Origin of the sequence: Pseudomonas putida (assembly GCF_026625125.1) — a bacterium.
Taxonomy (GTDB): Bacteria; Pseudomonadota; Gammaproteobacteria; order Pseudomonadales; family Pseudomonadaceae; genus Aquipseudomonas; species Aquipseudomonas putida_X.
The window spans coordinates 981,803-1,005,498 of sequence record NZ_CP113097.1 but is presented as its reverse complement, the minus strand read 5'-3'; the positions used below and the strand labels follow the sequence as shown (position 1 = coordinate 1,005,498).

21 protein-coding genes are annotated in these 23,696 nt (G+C 61.8%); 10 read left to right on the top strand and 11 right to left on the bottom strand.

Translation table 11 applies throughout. The features are described from left to right. Positions 1–15: 15 nt before the first annotated feature. Positions 16–1,044, bottom strand: a complete 1,029-nt coding sequence (locus tag OSW16_RS04615) for an amino acid ABC transporter substrate-binding protein (protein WP_267821100.1) — start codon at positions 1,042–1,044, stop codon at positions 16–18. 330 nt (positions 1,045–1,374) lie between these two features. On the opposite strand from OSW16_RS04615, the gene OSW16_RS04610 reads away from it, so the two are divergent. Both OSW16_RS04610 and rhlB read left to right on the top strand, forming a co-directional pair. Then, positions 1,375–2,031 carry an alpha/beta hydrolase gene (locus OSW16_RS04610; protein ID WP_241806634.1) on the top strand — a complete coding sequence of 219 codons (657 nt, stop codon included), beginning with the start codon at positions 1,375–1,377 and terminating at the stop codon, positions 2,029–2,031. Positions 2,032–2,131: 100 nt separating this feature from the next. Then, entirely contained in the window at positions 2,132–3,583 is a 1,452-nt protein-coding gene (gene rhlB / locus OSW16_RS04605) for an ATP-dependent RNA helicase RhlB (RefSeq protein ID WP_241806633.1), read from the top strand. Between the two features lie 496 nt (positions 3,584–4,079). Here the strand turns inward: rhlB and moaE are convergent, their stop codons facing one another. From moaE to OSW16_RS04580, 5 genes are all read right to left on the bottom strand, one after another. Beyond that, positions 4,080–4,526, bottom strand: a complete 447-nt coding sequence (moaE, locus tag OSW16_RS04600; protein ID WP_241806632.1) for a molybdopterin synthase catalytic subunit MoaE — start codon at positions 4,524–4,526, stop codon at positions 4,080–4,082. Positions 4,527–4,528: 2 nt separating this feature from the next. Next, positions 4,529–4,774: a molybdopterin converting factor subunit 1 gene (moaD, locus tag OSW16_RS04595; RefSeq protein WP_241806631.1), complete on the bottom strand. Its 246-nt coding sequence runs from the start codon at positions 4,772–4,774 to the stop codon at positions 4,529–4,531. Next, on the bottom strand, positions 4,774–5,244 hold the full coding sequence (moaC, locus tag OSW16_RS04590; protein WP_267821095.1) for a cyclic pyranopterin monophosphate synthase MoaC: 471 nt from the start codon (positions 5,242–5,244) through the stop codon (positions 4,774–4,776). The genes moaD and moaC overlap by 1 nt, the downstream gene beginning before the upstream one ends. 95 nt (positions 5,245–5,339) lie before the next feature. After that, complete coding sequence (locus OSW16_RS04585; RefSeq protein WP_241806629.1) at positions 5,340–6,734, bottom strand: PhoH family protein; 1,395 nt, start codon at positions 6,732–6,734, stop codon at positions 5,340–5,342. A gap of 281 nt (positions 6,735–7,015) precedes the next feature. Next, on the bottom strand, positions 7,016–8,143 hold the full coding sequence (locus tag OSW16_RS04580) for a polysaccharide deacetylase family protein (RefSeq protein WP_267821093.1): 1,128 nt from the start codon (positions 8,141–8,143) through the stop codon (positions 7,016–7,018). Positions 8,144–8,279: 136 nt separating this feature from the next. Between OSW16_RS04580 and yaaA the strand changes: the two genes are divergently transcribed. After that, positions 8,280–9,059: a peroxide stress protein YaaA gene (gene yaaA, locus OSW16_RS04575; protein WP_267821091.1), complete on the top strand. Its 780-nt coding sequence runs from the start codon at positions 8,280–8,282 to the stop codon at positions 9,057–9,059. Positions 9,060–9,182: 123 nt separating this feature from the next. On the opposite strand, the gene OSW16_RS04570 is transcribed toward yaaA, so the two are convergent. From OSW16_RS04570 to OSW16_RS04550, 5 genes are all read right to left on the bottom strand, one after another. Beyond that, positions 9,183–9,587: a hypothetical protein gene (locus tag OSW16_RS04570; protein WP_418942030.1), complete on the bottom strand. Its 405-nt coding sequence runs from the start codon at positions 9,585–9,587 to the stop codon at positions 9,183–9,185. Then, entirely contained in the window at positions 9,580–10,713 is a 1,134-nt protein-coding gene (locus OSW16_RS04565) for an ABC transporter permease (protein WP_267821089.1), read from the bottom strand. Before OSW16_RS04565 ends, OSW16_RS04570 begins: the two co-directional genes overlap by 8 nt. Positions 10,714–10,741: 28 nt before the next feature. Further along, positions 10,742–11,407 carry an ABC transporter ATP-binding protein gene (locus OSW16_RS04560; protein ID WP_267821087.1) on the bottom strand — a complete coding sequence of 222 codons (666 nt, stop codon included), beginning with the start codon at positions 11,405–11,407 and terminating at the stop codon, positions 10,742–10,744. Beyond that, positions 11,404–12,198 carry a hypothetical protein gene (locus OSW16_RS04555; protein WP_267821084.1) on the bottom strand — a complete coding sequence of 265 codons (795 nt, stop codon included), beginning with the start codon at positions 12,196–12,198 and terminating at the stop codon, positions 11,404–11,406. The genes OSW16_RS04560 and OSW16_RS04555 overlap by 4 nt, the downstream gene beginning before the upstream one ends. A 114-nt stretch (positions 12,199–12,312) precedes the next feature. After that, on the bottom strand, positions 12,313–12,753 hold the full coding sequence (locus tag OSW16_RS04550; protein ID WP_267821082.1) for a hypothetical protein: 441 nt from the start codon (positions 12,751–12,753) through the stop codon (positions 12,313–12,315). A 925-nt stretch (positions 12,754–13,678) separates the two neighbouring features. Here OSW16_RS04550 and OSW16_RS04545 point away from each other — a divergent pair. From OSW16_RS04545 to OSW16_RS04515, 7 genes are all read left to right on the top strand, one after another. Next, positions 13,679–14,995 carry a nucleotide sugar dehydrogenase gene (locus OSW16_RS04545; protein WP_241806619.1) on the top strand — a complete coding sequence of 439 codons (1,317 nt, stop codon included), beginning with the start codon at positions 13,679–13,681 and terminating at the stop codon, positions 14,993–14,995. A 67-nt stretch (positions 14,996–15,062) separates the two neighbouring features. After that, complete coding sequence (locus OSW16_RS04540; RefSeq protein ID WP_267821080.1) at positions 15,063–16,544, top strand: glycosyltransferase family 2 protein; 1,482 nt, start codon at positions 15,063–15,065, stop codon at positions 16,542–16,544. A 37-nt stretch (positions 16,545–16,581) separates the two neighbouring features. Next, positions 16,582–17,748 (top strand): PilZ domain-containing protein, encoded by a 1,167-nt coding sequence (locus OSW16_RS04535; protein WP_267821078.1) that lies wholly within the window; start codon positions 16,582–16,584, stop codon positions 17,746–17,748. Between the two features lie 12 nt (positions 17,749–17,760). Beyond that, complete coding sequence (gene algK, locus OSW16_RS04530) at positions 17,761–19,188, top strand: alginate biosynthesis TPR repeat lipoprotein AlgK (RefSeq protein ID WP_267821076.1); 1,428 nt, start codon at positions 17,761–17,763, stop codon at positions 19,186–19,188. After that, on the top strand, positions 19,185–20,663 hold the full coding sequence (locus OSW16_RS04525; RefSeq protein ID WP_267821073.1) for an alginate export family protein: 1,479 nt from the start codon (positions 19,185–19,187) through the stop codon (positions 20,661–20,663). The genes algK and OSW16_RS04525 overlap by 4 nt, the downstream gene beginning before the upstream one ends. Positions 20,664–20,682: 19 nt before the next feature. Continuing rightward, the gene (gene algG / locus OSW16_RS04520) at positions 20,683–22,242 is read left to right on the top strand and encodes a mannuronan 5-epimerase AlgG (protein ID WP_241806614.1); all 1,560 of its coding nucleotides are present in this window, start codon (positions 20,683–20,685) and stop codon (positions 22,240–22,242) included. A gap of 13 nt (positions 22,243–22,255) precedes the next feature. Beyond that, a complete protein-coding gene (locus OSW16_RS04515) occupies positions 22,256–23,695 on the top strand; it encodes an alginate O-acetyltransferase (protein ID WP_267821071.1) in 1,440 nt (479 codons plus the stop codon). The last annotated feature ends 1 nt before the right edge of the window (position 23,696 follow it).

The window sequence follows — 23,696 nt, the reverse complement described above, 5'->3', positions numbered from 1 at the left end:
CGCAGGGTGCAGCCATCAGCGCACAGGTGGCGCGTACTGGATGCCGCCGTTGTTCCACAGGGCGTTCATGCCACGGTCGATCTTCAGGTCAGTGCTCTGGCCCAGGTTCTTCTCGAACACCTCGCCATAGTTACCCACTTGCTTGACGATCTGTACTACCCAGTCCTTGGGCAGCTTCAGGTCCTTGCCGTACTCACCGTCAGCGCCGAGCAAGCGGGCTGTGTCCGGGTTCTTGGTACCTTTGGCTTCAGCCTCGACATTCTTCGAGGTGACGCCAGCCTCTTCGGCGTTGAGCATGGCGAACAGGGTCCACTTGACGATGCTGAACCACTCCTCGTCGCCCTTGCGTACCACAGGGCCCAGCGGCTCCTTGGAGATGGTTTCCGGCAGCACCACGTAGTCGGTCGGGCCGGCCAGCTTGGAACGCTGGGCGAACAGCTGCGACTTGTCCGAGGTCAGCACGTCGCAACGGCCAGACTCCAGCGATTTGGCGCTTTCGTCGGAGGTATCGAAGGTGATCGGGGTGTACTTCAGGCCGTTGGCGCGGAAGTAGTCGGAGACGTTCAGCTCAGTGGTGGTACCTGCCTGGATGCAGATGGTCGCGCCATCGAGCTCCTTGGCACTGGAAACACCCAGCTTCTTGTTGACCAAAAAGCCAACGCCGTCATAGTAAGTGACGCCGGTGAACACCAGGCCCATGCCGGCATCGCGCGAGCTGGTCCAGGTGGTGTTGCGCGACAACACATCGACTTCGCCGGACTGCAGCGCAGTGAAGCGTTCCTTGGCGTTGAGCTGGCTGAACTTGACCTTGGTGGCATCGCCGAACACGGCGGCGGCCACGGCGCGGCAGACATCGGCGTCGATACCGATGATCTTGCCCTGCGCATCAGGAACCGAGAAGCCTGGAAGACCGTCGCTCACGCCACACTGGACGAAGCCCTTCTTCTTGACCGCATCGAGGGTGGCGCCGGCCTGGGCATTGCTCACGGCGCCCAGCGCGGCGGCAGCGGTGAGGACTGCCAGGGTGGTTTTCAACATCTTCATTCACAACCTCCAAATCGCTCTTGTTGTACGAGCCGGAATTGCACCGCACCCTTATGAGGCGCATCCGACCCTTGTTGGCTTGTTATTGGGTCAATGGCGCAATGGGCTGTTCTATGACAGCCTTCGCGTGTCAAGGGTGTTACCGTACCGGCCCGACCCTTGCATCGCAGGTTTCATAGCAAGGGGCGTACCATAGTTGGCGGCTAAAGCGTTTAAGCGCTCGTCAAGTAGGGAAAGTTGTATCGTTGCGACATTCTTTTTCCGACAATCATTTCCAGCGCCTTCTTTTTGCGCATGCCTTCATACGATTCGCACACTTTCGGAGCAGTCATGACCCACCCGTTGATTCTCGAACCCCAGAAAACCGCAGATGCCTGTGTGATCTGGTTGCACGGCCTGGGCGCCGACCGTTACGACTTCCTACCGGTTGCCGAATTCATGCAGGAACGTCTGCTGAGCACGCGGTTCGTCATGCCCCAGGCGCCGACCCGGCCAGTCACCATCAACGGCGGCTATGCCATGCCCAGCTGGTACGACATCAAGGCCATGACCCCGGCCCGCGCCATCGACGAAGCGCAGCTGGAAGAATCGGCCGACCAGATCATTGCCCTTATCGAAGCCGAGCGGGCCAAAGGCATCGACCTGACGCGGATCATCCTGGCCGGTTTCTCCCAGGGGGGCGCGGTCGTGCTGCACACCGCCTATATAAAGTGGCAAGAAGCGCTGGGCGGTGTGATCGCACTGTCGACCTACGCACCGACCTTCAACGACACCCATCAGCTGAGCGCCTGTCAGCAGCGCACCCCGGCCCTGTGCCTGCATGGGGTGCACGACCCGGTGGTGATCCCGTCCATGGGCCGCACCGCTTTCGAGTACCTGAACACCTGGGGCGTGGCCGCACGCTGGCAGGAATACCCAATGGAGCACGAGGTGGTGGTGGCAGAGCTGAGCGATATCCACGACTGGCTGAGCACGCAACTGCAATAGTCAGGCTCTCTTGTAGTTGTGGGCGCATTCCGCTACGCCGCGCCCAGATCTTGCATTACACTGCCCGGCGTACATTCCTTAATCAGTTGATGAGACGATCGTGCTCAAGGCACTCAAGAAAATATTCGGCAAGGGAGACGCGGCACCTCAGGCCGTCGCTCCTGCTGCCAGCATCACGCCGCCTGCGGCGCACGTAGCTCAGCCCGAGCCGCAGCCCTCCACGCCGCGCACCGAAGCCGCCGCCAAGGCTCCATTGCCTGTCGCCGCGGCCAAAGCCGAGCCGCCGGCCAAGGACAAGCCCCGCCGCGAACGCAAGCCCAAACCCCAGGCCAGCCTCTGGAAGCCTGAAGACTTCGTGGTCGAACCACAGGAAGGCAAGACCCGCTTCCACGATTTCAAGCTCTCCAACGAGCTGATGCACGCCATCCATGACCTGGGCTTTCCTTACTGCACGCCGATCCAGGCCCAGGTATTGGGTTACACCCTGCGCGGCCAGGACGCCATCGGCCGCGCGCAGACCGGCACCGGCAAGACCGCCGCGTTCCTCATCTCGATCATCTCCCAGCTGCAGCAGACCCCGCCGCCCAAAGAGCGCTACATGGGCGAGCCGCGTGCGCTGATCATCGCGCCTACCCGCGAGCTGGTGGTACAGATCGCCAAGGACGCCGCCGCGCTGACCAAATACACCGGCCTGAACGTCATGACTTTCGTCGGCGGCATGGACTTCGACAAGCAGCTCAAGGCGCTGGAAGCACGCCACTGCGACATCCTGGTGGCCACCCCTGGCCGCCTGCTGGACTTCAACCAGCGCGGCGATGTGCATCTGGACATGGTCGAGGTGATGGTGCTGGACGAAGCCGACCGTATGCTCGACATGGGCTTCATCCCGCAGGTGCGGCAGATCATCCGCCAGACCCCACCCAAGAGCGAGCGCCAGACCCTGCTGTTCTCTGCCACCTTCACCGACGACGTGATGAACCTGGCCAAGCAGTGGACCACCAACCCTGCGATCGTCGAGATCGAGCCGGAGAATGTCGCCAGCGAAACCGTCGAACAGCACGTCTACGCGGTGGCGGGCAGCGACAAGTACAAACTGTTGTACAACCTGGTGACCCAGAACAAGTGGGAGCGGGTGATGGTGTTCGCCAACCGCAAGGACGAAGTGCGGCGTATCGAGGAGAAACTGGTACGCGACGGTATCAATGCCGCCCAGCTGTCGGGCGACGTGCCGCAGCACAAGCGCATACGTACCCTGGAAAGCTTCCGCGAAGGCCGGATCACCGTGCTGGTGGCCACCGACGTGGCGGGGCGTGGCATTCACATCGACGGCATCAGCCATGTGATCAACTTCACCCTGCCGGAAGATCCGGATGACTATGTGCACCGCATCGGCCGTACGGGCCGTGCCGGCACCAATGGTGTGTCGATCAGCTTTGCCGGTGAGGACGATTCATATCAGTTGCCGGCGATCGAGACGCTGCTGGGGCGCAAGATCAAATGCGAGATGCCGCCGGACGAACTGCTCAAGCCGGTGCCGCGCAAGCATCATTGATGGGTGCTGACAAAGCCGGCTTGCGGGCGATGGGCCGCAAAGCGGATCTAGATGCTCGCTAGTCCCGTCGAGCGCGCTCGGGCTATTACAGGTCTGCTATGGGGCTGCTGCGCAGCCCATCGCCGGCAAGCCGGCTCCCACCACGACCGCGCTGTTCTTCAGGCCTGCGCTTTAGCGGTGGAAGCAACGGGCTTACCCATTTCTAAAACTCGGCACAATCCAAGTGGGAGCCGGCTTGCCGGCGATGGGCCGCAAAGCGGCCCCAGGTGCTCACTGGTCCCGTCGAGCGCGCTCGGGCTATTACAGGTCTGCTATGGGGCTGCTGCGCAGCCCATCGCCGGCAAAAGCCGGCTCCCACCACGACCGCGCGGTTCTTCAGGCCTACGCTGTACCTGTGGCAGCAACTGTCTTGCTCAACTTCTAAAAGTTGGCGCAATCCAAGTGGGAGCCGGCTTGCCGGCGATCCGGGGCGAAGCCCCGGCCAATCGATCAGGCCTTACCAGCGCCCCGCCGCGTCCTGATCACTTTGCCGGCCTTCGACCCACCGCGGCCCCTCCTGGGTATTTTCCTTCTTCCAGAACGGCGCACGGGTCTTCAGGTAATCCATGATGAAATTGCAGGCATCGAATGCCGCCTGCCGATGGGCACTGGCCACACCGACGAACACGATCGGCTCCCCAGGCTCCAGCGCACCGATGCGATGCAGCACTTCAACCTTCAGCAACGGCCAGCGCTGCTCGGCCTCGACCACGATCTTCGCCAACGCCTTCTCGGTCATGCCAGGGTAATGCTCCAGGAACATCCCAGCCACGTCCCGGCCATCATTGAAATCGCGCACGTAACCGACGAACCCGACCACCGCGCCCACGCCGACATTGGCGGCATGCATGGCATTGACCTCAGCCCCGGGGTCGAACGCACCGTCCTGCACTCGCACAGCCATGCTCAGCCTCCGGTCACCGGTGGGAAGAACGCCACCTCATCGCCCGCTTCCAGCGGCTCATCGAGCTTGCACAGCTCTTCGTTGCGCGCGCACATCAGGTTTTGCTCGGCCAGGACCTGGTACTGCCCACCCTTGGCCACCAAGGCTTGACGTACATCGTCGAGCACCTTGAAGTCACCTTCCAGGCGCTCGGCATCCACCCCGAGCAATTCGCGGTAGCGGGCGAAATACATCACTTTGATGTTCATCACACATCCGCCTTGTAGTGGCCGCTCTTTCCGCCGAGCTTCTCCAGCAAGCGCACCTGCTCGATCACCATGCCCTTGTCCACCGCCTTGCACATATCGTAGATCGTCAGTGCGGCAACGCTGGCCGCGGTCAGCGCTTCCATTTCCACGCCGGTCTGCCCGGCCAGCTTGCAGCGTGCGAGGATACGCACCGCATCCACGCCCTCGGCGCTCAGCTCGACCTTGACGCTGGTGAGCATCAGCGGGTGACACAACGGGATCAGGTCGCTGGTCTTCTTCGCTGCCTGAATCCCGGCGATACGCGCCACGGCGAACACATCGCCCTTGGGATGCTCACCCTCGACGATCATCTGCAAGGTCTGCGGCAACATCCGCACGCGCGCCTCAGCGGTGGCCTCGCGCTCGGTCACGGCCTTTTCAGTGACGTCGACCATGTTGGCCCGCCCCTGGGAATCAAGATGTGTCAGCACTGCTCTGCTCCTGTGAAGGGAACACAGAGTGTAAACCCGTGGGTCAGGTTTGAGCAGTGGAAAAAACCGGGCGGCGCACCGCCCGGTTCGAGAGGCTACAGATGCGACTCGGCGTACTCGGCCAGCACCGAGCGCGGTACACCTTGCAGGGTGATGTGCACACCGTGGGGGAAGTCCTTGAAACGCTCGGTCAGGTAGGTCAGGCCCGAACTGGTCGCGGACAGGTAGGGGGTGTCGATCTGCGCCAGGTTGCCCAGGCAGACCACCTTGGAACCGGAACCGGCACGGGTGATGATGGTTTTCATCTGGTGCGGCGTCAGGTTCTGGCACTCGTCGATCAGGATCAGGCTCTGCTGGAAGCTGCGACCCCGGATGTAGTTCAGTGATTTGAACTGCAGGGGGACCCGCTCGAGGATGTATTCGACACTGCCGTGGGTGCTTTCATCATCCATGTGCAACGCTTCGAGGTTGTCGGTGATCGCGCCCAGCCAAGGCTCCATCTTCTCGGCTTCGGTGCCCGGCAAAAAGCCGATTTCCTGGTCCAGCCCCTGCACGCTGCGGGTGGCGATGATCCGGCGGTAACGTTTGCTGACCATGGTCTGCTCGATGGCCGCCGCCAACGCCAGGATGGTTTTGCCAGAGCCGGCGGCGCCGGTCAGGTTGACCAGGTGGATATCCGGGTCGAGCAGCGCGAACAGCGCCAGACTTTGATGGATATCCCGCGGCTTGAGGCCCCAGGCCTCCTGGTGCAGCAGTGGCTCCTGGTGCAGGTCGAGCAGCAGCAGCTCATCGTTGCGGATGCCCTTGATCCAACCCACGAACCCCTGCTCATCGATGATGAACTCGTTGACATGCACCGCCGGCAGGTTGTCGATCAGTTGCACGCGATGCCAGGTTCGTCCCCGCTCCTGACGGGTATCGACCTTGCTGACACGGTCCCAGAACGAACCGGTGACCGAGTGGTAGCCCTTGGAAAGTAGCGAAACGTCATCGACCAGCTGGTCGGTACTGTAATCTTCGGCCGCGATGCCACAGGCCCGCGCCTTGAGGCGCATGTTGATGTCTTTGGTGACCAGCACCACGTCCAGGTCGGCACGTTTGGCCCGTAGTTCCAGCAACTGGTTGATGATGATGTTGTCGTTGAGGTTCTCCGGCAGCAGCCGGTTGGGTTCGCTGCGGGGGCTCATCAGGATCGATAGAAAGCCCTTTGGCCCGCCCTTGCCACGTTGGATCGGCACGCCCTGCTCGACATCGTTGGGCGATGCGTCACCGAGGGTCTGGTCGATCAGGCGGATGGCCTGGCGACATTCGGCGGCGATGGTGTGTTTCCCTGTCTTGAGCTTGTCGAGTTCCTCCAGCACCGTCATCGGCAGGGCGACGTGGTGCTCCTCGAAGTTGAGAAGTGCGTTGGGGTCGTGAATCAGGACGTTGGTATCGAGCACATAGAGGATTGGCTTGCTGGAGGAAGGGTTGCGTCCTTGGTCATCCATACTCGGTCACCTTATGTCGAAGCCACACGGCGCGGTCTGCTGCGCCGCAAAGTGACTGCCGTTCTTCCCGTATCCGCGTCGCTACGGGCGGGAAGTGAACCTGGCAAGGTGGGCTTGGATGACGCCACCTGTGCTGCAGGAATCGGCTGTCTGGTTTCTTCATACCGCAAAAAGCATGACTAAAAAAAGCATTTTTACGTGTTGGTGAAGTTTATTTTTCCGAATGACGAACAGGACTTGGCGATGGACCCATACGGGACTACAGTCAGAAGTCAGACCCGTTATTCCTGATAGCCGTATTCACGGCAATCCTCCCAGCCAATGCCGCTTTGCGCGGTGTTTTCCAGTAACGATTGCACCGCCGGCTGCGCCTTGGGCAGGCTGTCATGGAACTGGATCACCCCCTTGCGCCACAGCAGCATCAAGGTCACCACCCGCTGGGCCGAGGCTTGGGCTGTCAACGGGCCATCATCCTGCGCATCGATATCCCACAGCGACACCCGCAACTGCTGGCTGGCCATGAATGCCTCGCCATCGGCCCGGCGCTGACCATAGGGCGGGCGGAACAACGGCACGTACTGCTCAGGCAGGTCGGCCTGGATCCGCGCCTGGCTGCGCCTGAGCGAATCCTGCCAGCCGTTCCACTGGGCATGCGAGCGATACTCCCACCCCTGAAGCCCCACGCACTGGCCATCATAGAGCTGCCCCAGCGCATTGGCCGTTCCAGCGTCACGCCGCTGCTGCAGGCGGTTGCCCAATACAAAGAAGGTGCCCTGCATCTTCTGTTTGCGCAGGTAATCGGTCAGCGTGTCGGTCGTGCTGCCCTGGGGGCCGGGCCCGCCCACGAAGGTCAGCAGGAACATGCGGTCGTTAAGCTCATCGCCGCTGCGCTCACGGTTGGACAGGCGTTCGACCTCGCTGGTGATCTGCGGCAACAGCGCCGCCTTGCGCAGTTGCTCATCCAGGTAGCGCACATGGAACTGGTGGCTAGGCTCGACCCAGCCTGTATAGAAGGTGCCGACATCGGCGGCGAACGTCGCAGCCTTCGTGCGCAAATCGGCCATGGACTCCACCAGGTAGCAGAACGAGGCATCCTGCTCGCAGCTGCGTTGGGCTTGCTGGTAGCCCTGCCACAGCCGCTGCCACATGCGCGCCCGCAGCGCCCGCACCTTCTGCAGGTTGATCTGCCGCAAACCCAGGCGCGCGGCCAGCGCCCGGTCGTCGAGCAGCTCACTTTCGTGCAGCACCTGGGCAAACGACAGGATCTCGGCGCGCGAGGCGACATCGAACAACGCTGGCGTGTCCAACTGTTCGGGCCACAGGCTGCGGTCCAGGCTGGCGGGGGGAATAGGGGCGGCGTGGGCGGCCAGGCTCAAGAGTGAGGCCAGCAAGACACCGGCAATGCGCACGATCGATCTCTCCGTCACAGCGAAAGGCGCACTATAGCGCCTGCTCATCCGATGGTCTGTGACTATTGTCGCCATAGTTTGGCGTTCCCCTGCTTCAATCCGTAGAATCCCGGCAACGATTCCAGGAGCCGACCCGATGCTGACGGTGATTTCCCCCGCCAAGACCCTCGATTACGACACCCCTGCGGTGACCGAGCGTTTTACCCTGCCCCAGTACCTGGACGATTCTCAGGAGCTGATCGTGCAACTGCGTGAGCTGTCACCGGCACAGATCAGCGAGCTGATGCACCTGTCGGACAAACTCGCCGGCCTCAACGCCGCTCGCTTTGGCAGTTGGACGCCAGACTTCACGCCGGAAAACGCCAAGCAGGCCCTGCTGGCCTTCAAGGGCGATGTGTATACCGGGCTGGACGCCGAAACCCTGAGCGAAGACGACTTCACCTACGCCCAGCAGCACCTGCGCATGCTCTCCGGCCTGTACGGCCTGCTGCGTCCGCTCGACCTGATGCAGCCTTACCGCCTGGAAATGGGGACCAAGCTGGCCAATGCCCGTGGCAAGGACCTGTATGCCTTCTGGGGCACGCGTATCAGCCAATGGCTGAACCAGGCGCTGACCGAGCAGGGTGATGACCTGCTGTTGAACCTGGCCAGCAACGAGTACTTCAGCGCGGTGAAACGCAGCGCCCTCCAAGGCCGGGTAATCAACGTCGACTTCAAGGACCTGAAGAACGGCCAGTACAAGATCATCAGTTTCTACGCCAAAAAAGCCCGTGGCATGATGAGCCGCTTCGTGATCCAGGAGCGGGTCAACGACCCCCAGCAGCTCAAGCAGTTCGACGTACAGGGCTACTACTACAGCGCCGAACAGTCCAAGCCCGATCACCTGGTGTTCTTGCGCGACCATCCGGCCGAGTGAGTGCCTGCACCACCGCCAGGCACCTGTTCCCTGCAGCAGTGACCGACGATGGGGCCGCACAGCGGCCCTTTTACGGCATGCGCACATAACCCGCCGACAGCCCCAGCACCTCGACCCCCTGCGCTACCGCCCTACCAGCGGTAACCGGCACCTTGCGCCCCTGCCGATCACCCCTAGCCCGGTAAACCACGTAAGCCTGCCCCGCCTCATCCACCTGACATCACTGTTGCGATTGCCAAAGGTACGCGCCTTGAATGAGAGCTGTGGGGCATAGTGATCACGCGCCACGCGCAGGTCGAATTTCTGCGCGATGCGCTCAAGGTAAGCACTGCGGATGGCGCGGTTGTCCCGCAGGGCCAAGGCAACCGCATCGGCTAGCTCCAGCGATACCTCGGCCTCCCCGCTGGCCGCCCATGCAGTGGCCGACACCGCAAAGGCCTGGCCCGCACGAGACGGCTGCAGGGCATCTGCCGCCAGTACGGCTCCGCCCAGCAGCGCCAGGCACAGAAACACAGGCCACCTAGTCATCGCGCAATGCCAATACAGGTTGCAGGTGTGCCGCAGCCAGCGCCGGTTGCAAGCCAAAGAACAGGCCGAGCGACAACGCGCTGCCCATGCCCAGCCCTATCGATGACGCATCCAGCGCATAGCGCCAGCCTGACAGCAAGGCAAAGCCCCAACTGGCGGCCAGTCCCACCAGCGTGCCGAGCAACGCTCCGCCCCCTGCCAGCAACAGCGCTTCGAGCAGGAACAACCAGGCAATATCGCGGGTGCGTGCCCCCAGCGCCATGCGCACGCTGATCTCGCGACGGCGCTGCGCTACGCTCATCAGCATCACATTCATCACCCCAACCCCACCCAACAGCAATGCAATACCTGCAAAGCCGGCGAGCACCCACGTGAGCATCCGTGACTGGTTGGCCATCCCTTCGAGCAACTGCTGTGGCAGCTGCACATCGACCTCGTACCCAGGTAGTCGCGAAGCCAGATAATCAGTCAGCGGTTGTGCCGTGTCCGGCAACACGGCGACAGCATGGCCGCGTGCAAGCACCGTCCCCACCTCCGGCACAGCGCCCAGGCGGCGCATGCGCGGCAATGGCATCAACAGCGCATCGTCGACCTGTATTGGCAGCATCGGGTTGTAGCCCCGATGCGCAAGCACGCCAACCACCTCGAACAGGTAGCGGCCGGACTGCAGTCGGTCGCCCACGCGTGCACCCAGTTGCCGGGCCAGCGTGGCCCCCAGCAACACGTGAGTGGTGTCATCGTCGTAGGCGGACAACAAGCGGCCCTGACTGGCTTGCAAGTCCAGTACCTGCGCCAGTTGCAGCGTGCTTGCAGCGACCAGCGTCTCATGGCGCTTGCTCGCCAATTGCACTGTGGCCACAGAAACCAGCAAAGGCGCAGCCGCGCGAATGGACGCTGGCAATGCAGACAGGTCCAGGGCCACCGGCGGAACAACTTCAGCAGGGCATTGTAGGTTGGCGACCAGCAGATCACTGCCCATGCCTCGATACAGCTGCCGAGCATGTTGCGTGGCGCTGTGGCCGATATTGAGCAAGGCCACCAGCGCCGCGCAGCCCACCGCGATGCCGATAAGCGTCAGCCAGGCACGGGGGCCTGCCTGCCGCAAGCTGGCCAACGCCTCGCTCAAACGCTGTGGCCACGAAGGGCCTTAGGCCTCAGGCATCAAAGGCCCCGCCATGGCGCACCTCGATGCAACGCTCCATGCGCTGCGCCATGGCAGGGTCGTGGGTGACCATCAGCAAGGTCACGCCCCGCTCACGATTGAGTGCCAGCAACAGCGCTGCAATACCCTCGGCCGTGGCGCCATCGAGATTACCGGTCGGCTCATCGGCCAGCAGCACCGCAGGCTCTGTCACCAGCGCCCGGGCGATGGCGACCCGTTGCCGCTGGCCACCGGACAAGTCGGCTGGCAGAAGCTGCGCCCGCTGACCTAGCCCGACTTCCTCCAGTTGCTGCTGCGCCGCCAGGCGTGCCGCTACCCGCCCGATGCCCCGGTAACTCAATGGCAAAGCGACGTTGTCCAGCGCAGTCAGGCGCGGCAGCAGGTTGAAGCTCTGGAAGATGAAGCCCAGCAGGCGATTACGCATGATTGCCCGCTGGTCGGCGGTGGCTGCGGTCATGTCCCGGCCAGCCAGCACTATCTGGCCACGGCAAGGCTGGTCGAGCAGGCCGATCAGGTTGAGCAAGGTACTTTTGCCCGAGCCGGAAGGGCCGATGATGGCGCAGGTCTGGCCGCGGGGGATAGACAAAGAGACATCTTGCAGCACTGGTTGGCAGCCCTGAATGCGCGCGATACCGTTCACGCAAACTATCGGGTTCATGCCTTGGCCCCCCCATTCTCACCCTGAAAAGCAGCGTCGCTCTGCGAGTCGAGTGCTTTCGCTTGATCGCTTCGTGCAGATTTCCACTCCTTTGCCAACATGTCGATCAACGAAGTATCAAACTCCGGCTGCGGCACTTCATGCTGCGACAACTGCATCATGATATCGGCCTCATAGTTTCCATATTCGGCGACTTCAATGGGCGGTAGAGCATTATAAAAGTCCAGAATCTCATGCAACCCTTCATCAATTCGGCCCGTTCGCTGATACTCAGCATTCATCTTGCCGCTTATTGATTGTGCCCACTGGTTATGCTGGTCTGTTTTTTCGAACATTGCAGCGCGTCGCTCACTCACCGTGAAAGCCCCGCTTTCGTCGTAAATGATCAGGCTTAGCTGCTCGCGACTAAAACCCTTGAATGGGTTGCTACCTTTGCCACTTGCAAAATCATTGGCTTGGCGCGCACGCGCCAGTAACTCATCATTATCCGAATCCGGTAGCTGTGAATCATAAAAGTCTTTCGCCAAAGAATATGACAGCCCTGCCAACCTATCAAGAATGCTGGCTGCAAGGTCTGCCAGCTCACTACGGGAGAGCTGGCTATCACGCAACGCCGCACGCTCGGCAGCAGCACTCAACTGTTTAGCCAGACTCGAGATTTTTTCTTCGCCATTGCCCGTTTCGCTGTCTATTTTCTGCGCGTCTACAAGGCCAGATTCCTCTACACGCCTGACAGTTAGAGCCGTGCCAACTTGGCTTTTATATACCCCACGACCACTGACGCCATCCATATACATAACTCCTGGTGCTGATGCAGCACCCGCCTTTCGCACAAATACTCCAACTACACTTCGCCGGCGCATACCGGCAAAGTACAGACTTTGAGAGGCAGACTGGAACGCCACTCACCTCATCGTGAATTCGACTTTCCATGAGAAGTCAGCGGAGGTACTCGTAATATTCGCCGTGCACGTTGCCCCGCCACTTGGCGTTGCGGTTTTGGTCCACTGGGGCTGTTTTATTCCACCCGGTAGCATGCGCATCTGAAAAGTGGTGCCAAAAGCGCACGTCTTGCTGCCGATGGTGTAGCGCACCATCGCACCATTTACGTCCGGGCTTACCAACCGCTGCACGCGCATGAAGGTGGAAGATGAGGCTGAAATCGTATTGGAGGGTTTAGGGTTGGCGATCTGATAGGTACTGGTCTCATTTGAGGTCACCAGTTTCATGACCGCGGGCTGAGCACCGAGGTTTTTGATGGTCACTTCTACGGGCGGCCCCGCCTGCACCAGGCCGGCAGCAAGCAGCGAAACGATGGCAAGCACAATCTGCGATGTCTTTTTCATAAGCGTGATCTCGTCTCTTCCATGTGATTAAGGATGAGACGCCCCTGATGGCCAGTGGCCCCAGGCTGCCCAAGACGCTCCGTCGTTCATGGACAGCGCCTGAAAGGTGCGTCCAAGGGTGTTAACGACCCGCTGGGGCAAAACCTTAGCTTTTGCATGGCTTTGAGTATTTCTGAATGTGATCCCGCACCACCCTGAGGCATGAATCACAAAACCATCACGCCAACAAACCAGCGTCAAAAAACGGACGAATAAGCCGTTATCGCCAACCGTCATAAGCCCGCTCGTACTTTTTTGACGAATTTTGAAAAAAATTTTCCCATGCTGGCACAAAAATATCGTACCCGGTTTTCGCCCTTTATATACAGGGGTGCTTCCGAAGCGTGCTATCAGTTTGAAACTATTCGCTACTGAAGAATTATTTAGAAATCTTTCATCGGGGCGAAACCCACCCAGGAACTTCTTCTGCGACGCATAGCTCATAGTGCCGTAACGAATTTCATGCCTGTGCGGTGTGAGAGATGACTTACAGAGGACTAGCAGTCGCGAACCAACAGCGGCTCTGAAACTTTTAACAAACGCCACGGGTACTCCCGTAGGCCCTGCCCAGCAGGAGAGACGCGCCCCTTAAAATCGTCCTAGTGGTTGATTTCAAAGGATTTTTCCAATTGAAAAAACAAGCACAGCAACGCGCCAAGTAGCGCATTGCAATAAAGACGGCTGCATTTCAGGGCACGCCTATTAATTACTGGCCTTTGACTGCCAACTTTGAGTGCATAACTTTGTGCGCTCCGGATTTGTTCATGCCTGCGCTCGGTGAAGTGTGCATTCGCCATGGGATCCGTGCGCCCTAAAACTGTTGTTAATCAACCCGGTCCGGCTCTTCCCGGAGGAGCTGGCATGATAAACACATGAGGTGATAGCGATGCGTATCAGCATCTTTGGTTTGGGTTATGTGGGTGCGGTCTGTGCAGGCTGCCTGACGGCGCGAGGCCATGACGTGATTGGTGTGGACGTGTCCAGCACCAAGATCGACCTGATCAACCAGGGCAAGTCGCCCATCGTCGAACCTGGCCTGGAGGCACTGCTGCAACAGGGCATCGCCAATGGCCGCCTGCGTGGCACCACCGACTTCGCCGAGGCCATCCGCGCCAGCGACGTGTCGATGATCTGCGTCGGTACCCCAAGCAAGAAAAATGGCGACCTGGGCCTGGAATACATCGAGTCGGTCTGCCGCGAAATCGGTTACGTGCTGCGTGACACCACCCGCCGCCACACCATCGTGGTGCGCAGCACCGTGCTGCCAGGCACTGTGAAGAACGTGGTCATCCCGATTCTCGAAGACTGCTCGGGCAAGAAGGCCGGCGTCGACTTCGGCGTTGCGGTCAACCCTGAGTTCCTGCGTGAAAGCACCGCGATCAAGGACTACGACCACCCACCGATGACTGTCATCGGTGAACTGGACAGCGCCAGCGGCGACGTCCTGCAAAGCCTGTATGAAGAACTCGATGCGCCGGTCATCCGCAAGCCGATCGAAGTCGCCGAGATGATCAAGTACACCTGCAACGTCTGGCACGCCACCAAGGTCACCTTCGCCAACGAAATCGGCAACATCGCCAAGGCCGTCGGCGTCGATGGCCGCGACGTGATGGACGTGGTCTGCCAGGACAAGGTGTTGAACCTGTCGCAGTACTACATGCGCCCTGGCTTCGCCTTCGGCGGCTCGTGCCTGCCCAAGGACGTGCGCGCCCTCACCTACCGTGCCGCCAGCCTCGACGTCCGGGCCCCGCTGCTCGACTCGCTGATGCGCAGCAACGAATCCCAGGTGCAGAACGCCTTTGAACTGATCGAAGCCCACGACAAGCGCAAGGTCGCCTTGCTGGGCCTGAGCTTCAAGGCCGGTACCGACGACCTGCGTGAAAGCCCGCTGGTGGAGTTGGCCGAGCGCCTGATCGGCAAAGGCTACCAGCTGGACATCTACGACGAGAACGTCGAGTACGCCCGGGTTCACGGCGCGAACAAGGAGTACATCGAGTCGAAGATCCCGCACGTCTCGTCGCTGCTCAACGCCGACTTCCAGAAGGTCATCGACAACGCCGAGATCATCGTTCTGGGCAACCGTGACGAGCAGTTCCGCGCCCTTGCCGACCAGGCACCGGCTGGCAAGCAAGTGATCGACCTGGTCGGTTTCATGAGCAAGCCAACCTGCACTACCCGCGGCACCGAAGGCATCTGCTGGTAAGCCAGCAGCCCGGCAGCGCAGGCCTCCTGCGCTGCCCTTTTTCCAGATTTCTCAACGGATGCTGAACATGCAAAGGCTACAGACAGTGCTGTTGCAGTGCGCCGGTTGGCTGCTCTACATGAGCCTGCTCATGTTGATCGCCCTGGCCTTGCCGGCCGACATCTTCGACTCGCAGTCCAAGCACTTCATCTTCCTGGTCGGCGCAGTCGGCATCTGGCGCTACTCCATGGGCGCCACCCATTTCATCCGCGGCATGATCTTCCTCTACGGCGTGTACCCCTACCTGCGCCGCAAGGTGCAGAAGATGGGCGCTGCAGCCGACCCGTCACACGTGTACCTGATGGTCACCAGTTTCCGCATCGAAGCGTTGACCACCGCGCAGGTGTACAGCTCGGTGATCCGTGAAGCGATCGATTGTGGTTTCCCCACCACCGTGGTCTGTTCGCTGGTGGAAATGTCCGATGAACTGCTGGTAAAGAGCCTGTGGGCCAAATACAACCCGCCCGCCCACGTGAAGCTGGACATCGTGCGCATCGCCGGGACCGGCAAGCGTGATGGCCTGGCGTACGGTTTCCGCGCCATCTCGCGCATGCTGCCGGATGAAAACGCCGTTGTCGCGGTGATCGACGGCGATACCGTGCTGGCCGAAGGCGTGGTTCGCAAGACCGTACCGTGGTTCAAGCTGTACCCGAACGTGGGTGGCCTGACCACCAACGAGTTCTGCGAAGTGCGCGGTGGCTACATCATGAGCGAGTGGCACAAGCTGCGCTTCGCCCAGCGCCATATCAACATGTGCTCGATGGCACTGAGCAAGCGCGTGCTGACCATGACCGGGCGCATGTCGATGTTCCGTGCCAGCGTGGTGACCAACCCCGAGTTCATCGCCGACGTCGAAAGCGACTCGCTGATGCACTGGCGCCTGGGCCGCTTCAAGTTCCTCACCGGTGACGACAAGTCCAGCTGGTTCAGCCTGATGCGCCTTGGCTACGACACCTTCTACGTGCCGGACGCCGCCATCAACACGGTCGAACACCCGCCGGAGAAAAGCTTCCTCAAGGCCAGCCGCAAACTGATGTACCGCTGGTACGGCAACAACCTGCGCCAGAACTCCCGCGCGCTGGGCTTGGGCCTGCGCCGCCTGGGGCTGTTCACCAGCATCGTGCTGTTCGACCAGCGTGTGTCGATGTGGACCAGCCTCCTGGGCCTGACCGTGGCCGTGATCGCCAGCCTCAAGTTCGGCCTGGGCTTCCTGCTGGTGTACCTGCTGTGGATCGGCATCACCCGCCTGATCCTCACCATCATGCTGCTGTGCTCGGGGCACAACGTCGGCCCGGCCTATCCGCTGATCCTCTATTACAACCAGATCGTCGGGGCAATGATGAAGATCTACGTGTTCTTCCGCCTCGACAAGCAGTCCTGGACCCGCCAACCGACTGCCCTGAAACGCGACCTCGCCAGTTTTCAACAATGGTTCAACACCTGGTCCTCGCGGACCATGACCTTCTCGGCTGCCAGCATCTTCGTCGCTGTGCTGTTCATGGTCGTGTGAGCCAAACCCGGATCGGAACTAACAGGAACAAATCACCATGAATACCGCCGTGAACGTCAATGTCGTGCATGAGTCCGAAGCCCAGCGCCAGCATGCCCGGGTGCGCATCCCAGCCAAGCTGCGCTACCTCGATGGCGAACGCCAGACCCATGAGGTCAAGGTCGAAGACCTGTCCGCTGGCGGCTTGAGCTTCTTCGCCAAGCAGCCGCTGCAGGTCGGCCAGGTACTGCGCGGGCGCTTGCAGTTCGTGGTCGACAACCTGGGCCTGTCGATGGACATCGAGTTTCAGGTGCGCTCCTGCAACCCGAGCGACGGCCGCACCGGTGCACAGTTCCAGAACCTCGAACCGCGCGACATCGCCACCCTGCGCCACATCATCACCAGCCACCTTTCAGGTGAGCTGATCAGCGTCGGCGACGTGCTCAGCACCCTGCAGCGCGACAACTTCACCAAGGCGCGCAAACAGAAGGACGGCGGCTCTGGCCTGTCCGCCTTCGGCCGGTTCAAGGCAGTGACCGTCACCCTGGGCGTGTTTGTGGTCGGTGTTGCCGCCTTCGGCTTCGTCGCCAAATCGCTGTACGGCATGTACTTCGTCAGCCACGCCGAAGCCGGCGTGGTCGCGGTGCCGACCACCAGCATCACCATGCCGCGCGACGGCACCGTCAACAGCCTGGTCGAGCCCGGCGGCATGGTGGTCAAAGGCGCGCCGCTGGCCAGTTTCAGCACCAGCATGCTGGACATGCTCAAGGGCCACCTGGACGACTCGCAGCTGGAGCCGGCCAAGGTCGAAGAACTGTTCGGCAAGCAACTCTCCGGCACCCTCACCAGCCCCTGCGATTGCGTGGTCGCCCGCCAACTGGTGGACGACGGCCAGTACGCCGCCAAAGGCCAGCCGATCTTCCAGCTGATCCCGCGGACCAGCAACCCGATGGTCGAAGCACGCTTCAGCTACCGCCAGTTCGATGAAGTCAAGCCAGGTACCCGCGTCAACTTCCAGGTGGCTGGCGAAAACGAAGTGCGCACCGGGCAGATCGTCAGCAGCACCAGCCTCAACAGCGAAAACCTGGCCTCCGACATCCGCGTGCAGATCAAACCAGACGGCGGCCTGCCTGCCGAGCTGGCCGGGCGCCCGGCATCGGTCAGCAGTGACCGTGGCCCTTCGCTCAACTGGCTGATCGACAAAGCCGCGGCCCGTGGGCTGTAAGAGGATCAACGCATGATGCCCCACAAGAAGAGCGCAAGCCTGGGCCTCTGCGCCCTGGCCGCGGCCATCGCCCTGGCAGGCTGTGCCGGCCTGCCCGACCAGCGCCTGGCCAACGAAGCCCTCAAGCGCGGTGACACCGCGCTGGCCGAGCGTAACTACAAGGCGCTGGCGGACCTGGGCTACAGCGAGGCACAAGTCGGCCTGGCCGACATCAAGGTCGCTACCCGTGACCCCGATCAGCTCAAGGAAGCCGAGGCCACTTATCGCGCTGCGGCGGCCACTTCGCCACGCGCCCAGGCACGCCTCGGCCGCCTGCTGGTGGCCAAGCCCGACAGCACCCAGGCAGAACGCGAAGAAGCCCAGACCCTGCTCAAGCTCGCCGCCAAGCAGGGCCAAGGCAACACCCTGATCCCGCTGGCGATGCTCTACCTGACCTACCCGCAGAGCTTCCCCGACATCAATGCCCAGCAGCAGATCGACCAGTGGCGCGCGGCCGGCAACCCGGAAGCGGGCCTGGCCCAGGTGCTGCTGTATCGCACCCAGGGGACCTACAACCAGCACCTGGCTGAGGTCGAGGACATCTGCAAGGCTGCGCTGAACACCAACGACATCTGCTATGTAGAACTGGCCACCGTGTACCAGAAACGCGGCCAGGCCGACCAGCAGGCTGCCCTGATCGGCCAGCTCAAATCCGCCTATGCCCGCGGTTCGGTGCCTGCCACTCGGGTCGACAGCGTTGCCCGTGTACTGGCCGACCGCAGCCTGGGCCAGACCGACGAGAAAACCGCCAAGGCGCTGCTGGAACAGGTCGCTGAGGCCAATCCGGCTTCTTGGGTGAGCCTGGCGCAACTGGTCTACGACTTCCCGGAACTGGGCGACACCGACCAGTTGATGGCCTACATCGACAAGGGCCGCGAAGCCGAACAGCCGCGCGCCGAACTGCTGCTGGGCCGCCTGTACTACGAAGGCAAGACCTTGCCCGCGGATGCCGAAAAGGCCGAACGCCACTTGCAGGCCGCTGCCGAGGCCGGCGAAGTCAGCGCCCACTACTACCTTGGCCAGCTGTATCGCCGTGGCTACCTGGGCAACGTCGAGCCGCAAAAGGCCGTCGACCATCTGCTCAGCGCCGCCCGCGGTGGCCAGAACAGTGCCGACTACGCCCTTGCCCAGCTGTTCAGCGAAGGCCATGGCATTCGCCCTCAACCGGGCGACGCCTGGGTATTCGCCCAGCTTGCGCAGGCCAACCCGACGCCGCAAGCCACCGAACTGCTGCAGCAACTCGACCAACAACTCACGCCTGACCAGCGCAGCCAGGCGCAGAGCCTGCTGGCGCAGGAAAGGCAGGCTCGCGGCAGCATGGCCCAAGGCGGCGCCAGCACCCTGGCCCTCGAGGCCCTGCAAGACGACGAAAAAGAAGTAGACGGTGAGGACTCGCTATGACGCTCAATCCCTTCGTGAAAGCCGGTATCGGCCTGAGCTTCGCCCTGCTGTGGTCCTGCCCGACCCTGGCCGACATGACTGCCCAGAAGAACTTCGGCCTGGATGTAAAAATCACCGGCCAGTCGGAAGACGATCGCGACCTGGGCACCCGCTCCGGCGGTGACGTCAACGGCCTGGGCCTGGACCTGCGCCCTTGGGTGTATGGCGAGCGCGGCAACTGGAGTGCCTATGCCATGGGCCAGGCCGTCGCCGCCACCGACACCATCGAAACCGACACCTTGCGCCAGAACGACGACGGCACCACCACCGACACCGGTGACGACAGCCGTCAACCCGACAAGAGCTACCTGGCCATGCGCGAGTTCTGGGTTGGCTACAGTGGCCTCACCGCGTACCCCGGCGAGCAACTGCGCCTGGGTCGCCAACGCCTGCGCAGCGACGACGGGATGTGGCGCGACACCAACATCGAAGCGTTGAACTGGACCTTCGACACCACCTTGCTCAAGGCGGACCTGGGTGTGGCCCAGCGCTTCAGCGAGTACCGCACCGACCTGACCGAGCTGGCCCCGGAAGACGAAGACCGTACGCACCTCTACGGTAACGTCGCCACGCAGTGGACACCGGGCCACTGGGTCGGCCTGCGCGCTCACCACACCCATGACAGTGGCAGCCTGAAAAGCCCGGGCGAAACCATCGACGCACTGGACAAGACCCGCACCGGCGACCTCACCTGGCTGGGCCTGGAAGCCAACAGCGACGCCTACAACTGGCGCAACGACCACACCGTCAACTACTGGGGCAGCCTGACCTGGCTGACCGGTGATCGCGACAAGCTCAACAGCCAGCTGGTCGGTGACGATCAGGTCGTCACCGGCAAGCAGAGCGGCGACGTCAATGCCTGGGCCACCGACCTGGGCATCCGCCTGCGTCTGGACCCGAACTGGCAGGTCGGCGCGGCCTATGCCCGCGGCAGCGGCGGCGGTGGCGACGACGGTTCGAACAACTTCGAGCAGACCGGCCTTGAGAGCAACCGCTCCAACTTCACCGGTACCCGCTCGCGCGTACACCGCTTCGGCGAGGCCTTCCGTGGCGAGCTGGGCAACCTGCAGGCGGCCACGCTGTTCGCCTCCTGGCAACTGCGCGAGGACTACGACGCCAGCTTCATCTACCACAAGTTCTGGCGTGTCGATGGCTCGCAGAACATCGGCTCCAGCGGCATCAACGCCGCGGTCAACGACAACGGCGTGAACCGCCCGCTGGTCAACGGCGAGAAAGACCTGGGCCAGGAAATGGACGTGGTCGTCACCAAGTACTTCAAGCAGGGCCTGCTGCCCGCTTCGATGAGCCAGGCGATCGACGAGCCGTCCGCGCTGGTGCGCCTGCGTGCCGGTGTGTTCAAACCCGGCGATGCCTATGGCAAGGAAGCGGATTCTTACATGCACCGCGCCTTCGTCGACGTGATCTGGCGCTTCTGAGGCCGGTAGAGGACCTGCAATGAACCTTCACCCGCACATACGTCACAGCCTTCTGGCCAGCGCTTTGCTGCTGGCCACAGGCCTGGCCGTCGCCGCAGAACCTGCGGTGATTGCCAAGGAACTGCAGCAGGCCAAGACCTACACCGTGTCCAGCGCCCCGACCGAGCCGCTGCACATGGACCCGCCCAAGCTGCCCGATCTGAGCGGTTACACCGCCGCCGCCGTGCAGAAAAAGATCGACCGCAGCCACAAGGGCAAGGTCAGCGTGCGCCGCATGCTGCAAGAAGAATCGCTCAAGGAATTCATCGGCGGCGACAACAAGGCTGCCGAGTGGGTACAACGCCAGCACGGCATCCCCCAGGCGATCTTTGTCGATGATGGCCATGTCGACCTGGTCGAGCTGAGCAAGAAGGTGCCCAAACAGTACCTCAGCGAAGTCGAGCCAGGGGTTTACCTGGCGCGCCTACCGATCGTGGTTGGGCACAAGGGCATCCTTGAGATCGACGGCAAGGTCAAGCAACTGCGCCTGTCCCAGGAGGGCGGCGCATTCCTGGTCAATGACGGCAAACTGTTTGTCAGCGACACCCAGGTCACTGGCTGGCGCGAGAAGGACAACGGTCCGGCGACCTTCCGCTCGCCCAAGGAATTCCGCCCGTTCCTGCTGTCGTGGGGCGGCACCGAGACGTACATCGTCAACACCAAGATGGCCAGCTTTGGCTATGCCAAGTCCAAGTCGTACGGTGTGAGCATCTCGCAGTACACCCCGAACATGGCCAAGCGCATGGGCCGCCCGGAGCCCACCGGCTGGATCATCGGCTCGGAATTCAGCGACATGTGGTACGGGTTCTACTGCTACGAGACCCAGGACTTCGTGGTCAAGGACAGCACCTACCGCGACAACATCGTCTACGGCATCGACCCGCACGACCGCTCGCACCGCCTGATCATCGCCGGCAACACAGTGTATGGCACCAAGAAAAAGCACGGGATCATCGTATCGCGTGAGGTCAATGACAGCTGGATCATCAACAACAAGAGCTACGACAACAAGCTCTCGGGCGTGGTGATCGACCGTAACAGCGTCAACAACCTGATCGCCTACAACGAGATCTACCGCAACCACACCGATGGCATCACGTTGTACGAGAGCGGCGACAACCTGATCTGGGGCAACAAGCTGATCAACAACCGTCGCCACGGCATCCGCGTGCGTAACAGCGTGAACATCCGCCTGTATGAAAACGTCGCCGTGGCCAATGGCCTGGTGGGTGTCTACGGGCACATCAAGGACTTGTCCGATACCGACCGTGACATCGCCCTCGACCCGTTCGACACCAAGGTGTCCCTGATCGTGGTCGGCGGTGAGCTGGCGGCCAATGGCTCAGGGCCTCTTTCGATCGACTCACCGCTCTCGGTGGAGCTGTACAAAGTCTCCATGCTCGCCCCGCGCAAGGCCAGCGGCATCAGCCTCAACGGCATCCTCGGTGAGCGCCAGGACGAAATCCTCGACCTGCTGGTGCGCCAGCAGAAGGCCGTGCTGATCGACCCGGTCGAACGCCAGACCGAAATGATCGATTAAGGAAGCCCAGACCATGACCCCACACTTGATGAAATTGCTGGGCCTGTCCGCCGCCCTCCTGGCCATTAGCCAGGGCGTGCGCGCCGACGAGGTCAAGGCGCCGACCTTCACCGCCGAGCCTTGCTGCCAGCTGTGCCCCGAAGCACACGACGCCAGTCGCTACACCACCCGCTACCAGCAGAACTTCACCACGCTGGTACAGGCCAAGGGCGACTGGCTGTTCCGTACCCGCGAAGACCTGCGTACCGAGTTCAACACCACTCCGGCAGGCTACAAACGCCTGCAGCAAGTGCACGACGCGTTCAAGAAGCGCGGCGTTGAACTGGTGATGGTGTACCAGCCCACCCGAGGCCTGGTGAACCGCAACATGCTCAACCCGGCCGAGAAAGCCGCCTTCGATTACCAGAAGGCCCTTGGCAACTACCAGGCCATGCTCAAGCGCTTCGCCAGCATGGGCTACAACGTGCCGGACCTGTCGCCGCTGACCAACGAACAGTTGGCGGCCGCCGACCAGGGCAAGGACTTCTACTTCCGTGGTGACCAGCACTGGACGCCTTACGGCGCTGAGCGTGCAGCCAAAATCGTGGCCGACACCGTCCACAAGATGCCGGCCTTCGAAGGTATCCCACGCAAGGAATTCGAAACCCACAAGTCCGGGCGCATGGGCAAGACCGGCACCCTGCACAACGTTGCCGGGCAACTGTGCGGCACCAGCTACGCCGTGCAGTACATGGACCAGTTCGCCACCGAACCGAAAGGTGCCAGCGGCGGCGACGATCTGTTCGGTGACAGCGGTAACGCCCAGATCACCCTGGTCGGCACCAGCCACAGCGGCAAGAACTACAACTTCTCCGGCTTCCTGGAGCAGTACATCGGTGCCGACGTGCTCAACGTCGCCTTCCCTGGTGGCGGCCTGGAAGGCTCGATGATCGAGTACCTGGGCAGTGAGGAATTCCAGAACAATCCACCGAAGATCCTCATCTGGGAATTCTCGCCCCTGTATCGCCTGGACCAGGAAACCATCTGGCGGCAGATCCTCGCGCTGCTCGACGATGGCTGTGACGCGCGCCCGGCACTGATGAGCGCCAGCAGCACCCTCAAGCCCGGCAAGAACGAGCTGATGGTCAACGGCAAGGGCGGCGTGATCAAGGACCTTATCAACCGCAACCTGCAGATGGACATCAAGTTCGAAGACCCTTCGGTGAAGGTGCTGCAAGCCACTCTCTGGTACCTCAACGGGCGCCACGAGGACATCAAGATCGAGAAGCCGGAAACCTCCGACACCAATGGCCGCTTCGTCTTCCAGATGCGTGAAGACGAGGACTGGGCCAGCCAGAACCTGTTGGCACTCGAGGTCCAGGGGCCGGAAAACGGTACCCAGAAAGTCGAGGCCAAGCTCTGCAAACGCAACAACTACGCCGTGCCCGCGCAAACCGCGCAGGCCGGCCAGTGAG

Coding starts and splice junctions, on each gene's coding strand:
- OSW16_RS04615 (WP_267821100.1), bottom strand. CDS start 1,044: ATGAAGATGTTGAAAACCACCCTGGCAGTCCTCACCGCTGCCGCCGCG.
- OSW16_RS04610 (WP_241806634.1), top strand. CDS start 1,375: ATGACCCACCCGTTGATTCTCGAACCCCAGAAAACCGCAGATGCCTGT.
- moaE (WP_241806632.1), bottom strand. CDS start 4,526: ATGGCTGTGCGAGTGCAGGACGGTGCGTTCGACCCCGGGGCTGAGGTC.
- moaD (WP_241806631.1), bottom strand. CDS start 4,774: ATGAACATCAAAGTGATGTATTTCGCCCGCTACCGCGAATTGCTCGGG.
- OSW16_RS04585 (WP_241806629.1), bottom strand. CDS start 6,734: ATGGATGACCAAGGACGCAACCCTTCCTCCAGCAAGCCAATCCTCTAT.
- yaaA (WP_267821091.1), top strand. CDS start 8,280: ATGCTGACGGTGATTTCCCCCGCCAAGACCCTCGATTACGACACCCCT.
- OSW16_RS04570 (WP_418942030.1), bottom strand. CDS start 9,587: ATGACTAGGTGGCCTGTGTTTCTGTGCCTGGCGCTGCTGGGCGGAGCC.
- OSW16_RS04560 (WP_267821087.1), bottom strand. CDS start 11,407: ATGAACCCGATAGTTTGCGTGAACGGTATCGCGCGCATTCAGGGCTGC.
- OSW16_RS04555 (WP_267821084.1), bottom strand. CDS start 12,198: ATGGATGGCGTCAGTGGTCGTGGGGTATATAAAAGCCAAGTTGGCACG.
- OSW16_RS04550 (WP_267821082.1), bottom strand. CDS start 12,753: ATGAAAAAGACATCGCAGATTGTGCTTGCCATCGTTTCGCTGCTTGCT.
- OSW16_RS04545 (WP_241806619.1), top strand. CDS start 13,679: ATGCGTATCAGCATCTTTGGTTTGGGTTATGTGGGTGCGGTCTGTGCA.
- OSW16_RS04540 (WP_267821080.1), top strand. CDS start 15,063: ATGCAAAGGCTACAGACAGTGCTGTTGCAGTGCGCCGGTTGGCTGCTC.
- OSW16_RS04535 (WP_267821078.1), top strand. CDS start 16,582: ATGAATACCGCCGTGAACGTCAATGTCGTGCATGAGTCCGAAGCCCAG.
- algK (WP_267821076.1), top strand. CDS start 17,761: ATGATGCCCCACAAGAAGAGCGCAAGCCTGGGCCTCTGCGCCCTGGCC.
- OSW16_RS04525 (WP_267821073.1), top strand. CDS start 19,185: ATGACGCTCAATCCCTTCGTGAAAGCCGGTATCGGCCTGAGCTTCGCC.
- algG (WP_241806614.1), top strand. CDS start 20,683: ATGAACCTTCACCCGCACATACGTCACAGCCTTCTGGCCAGCGCTTTG.
- OSW16_RS04515 (WP_267821071.1), top strand. CDS start 22,256: ATGACCCCACACTTGATGAAATTGCTGGGCCTGTCCGCCGCCCTCCTG.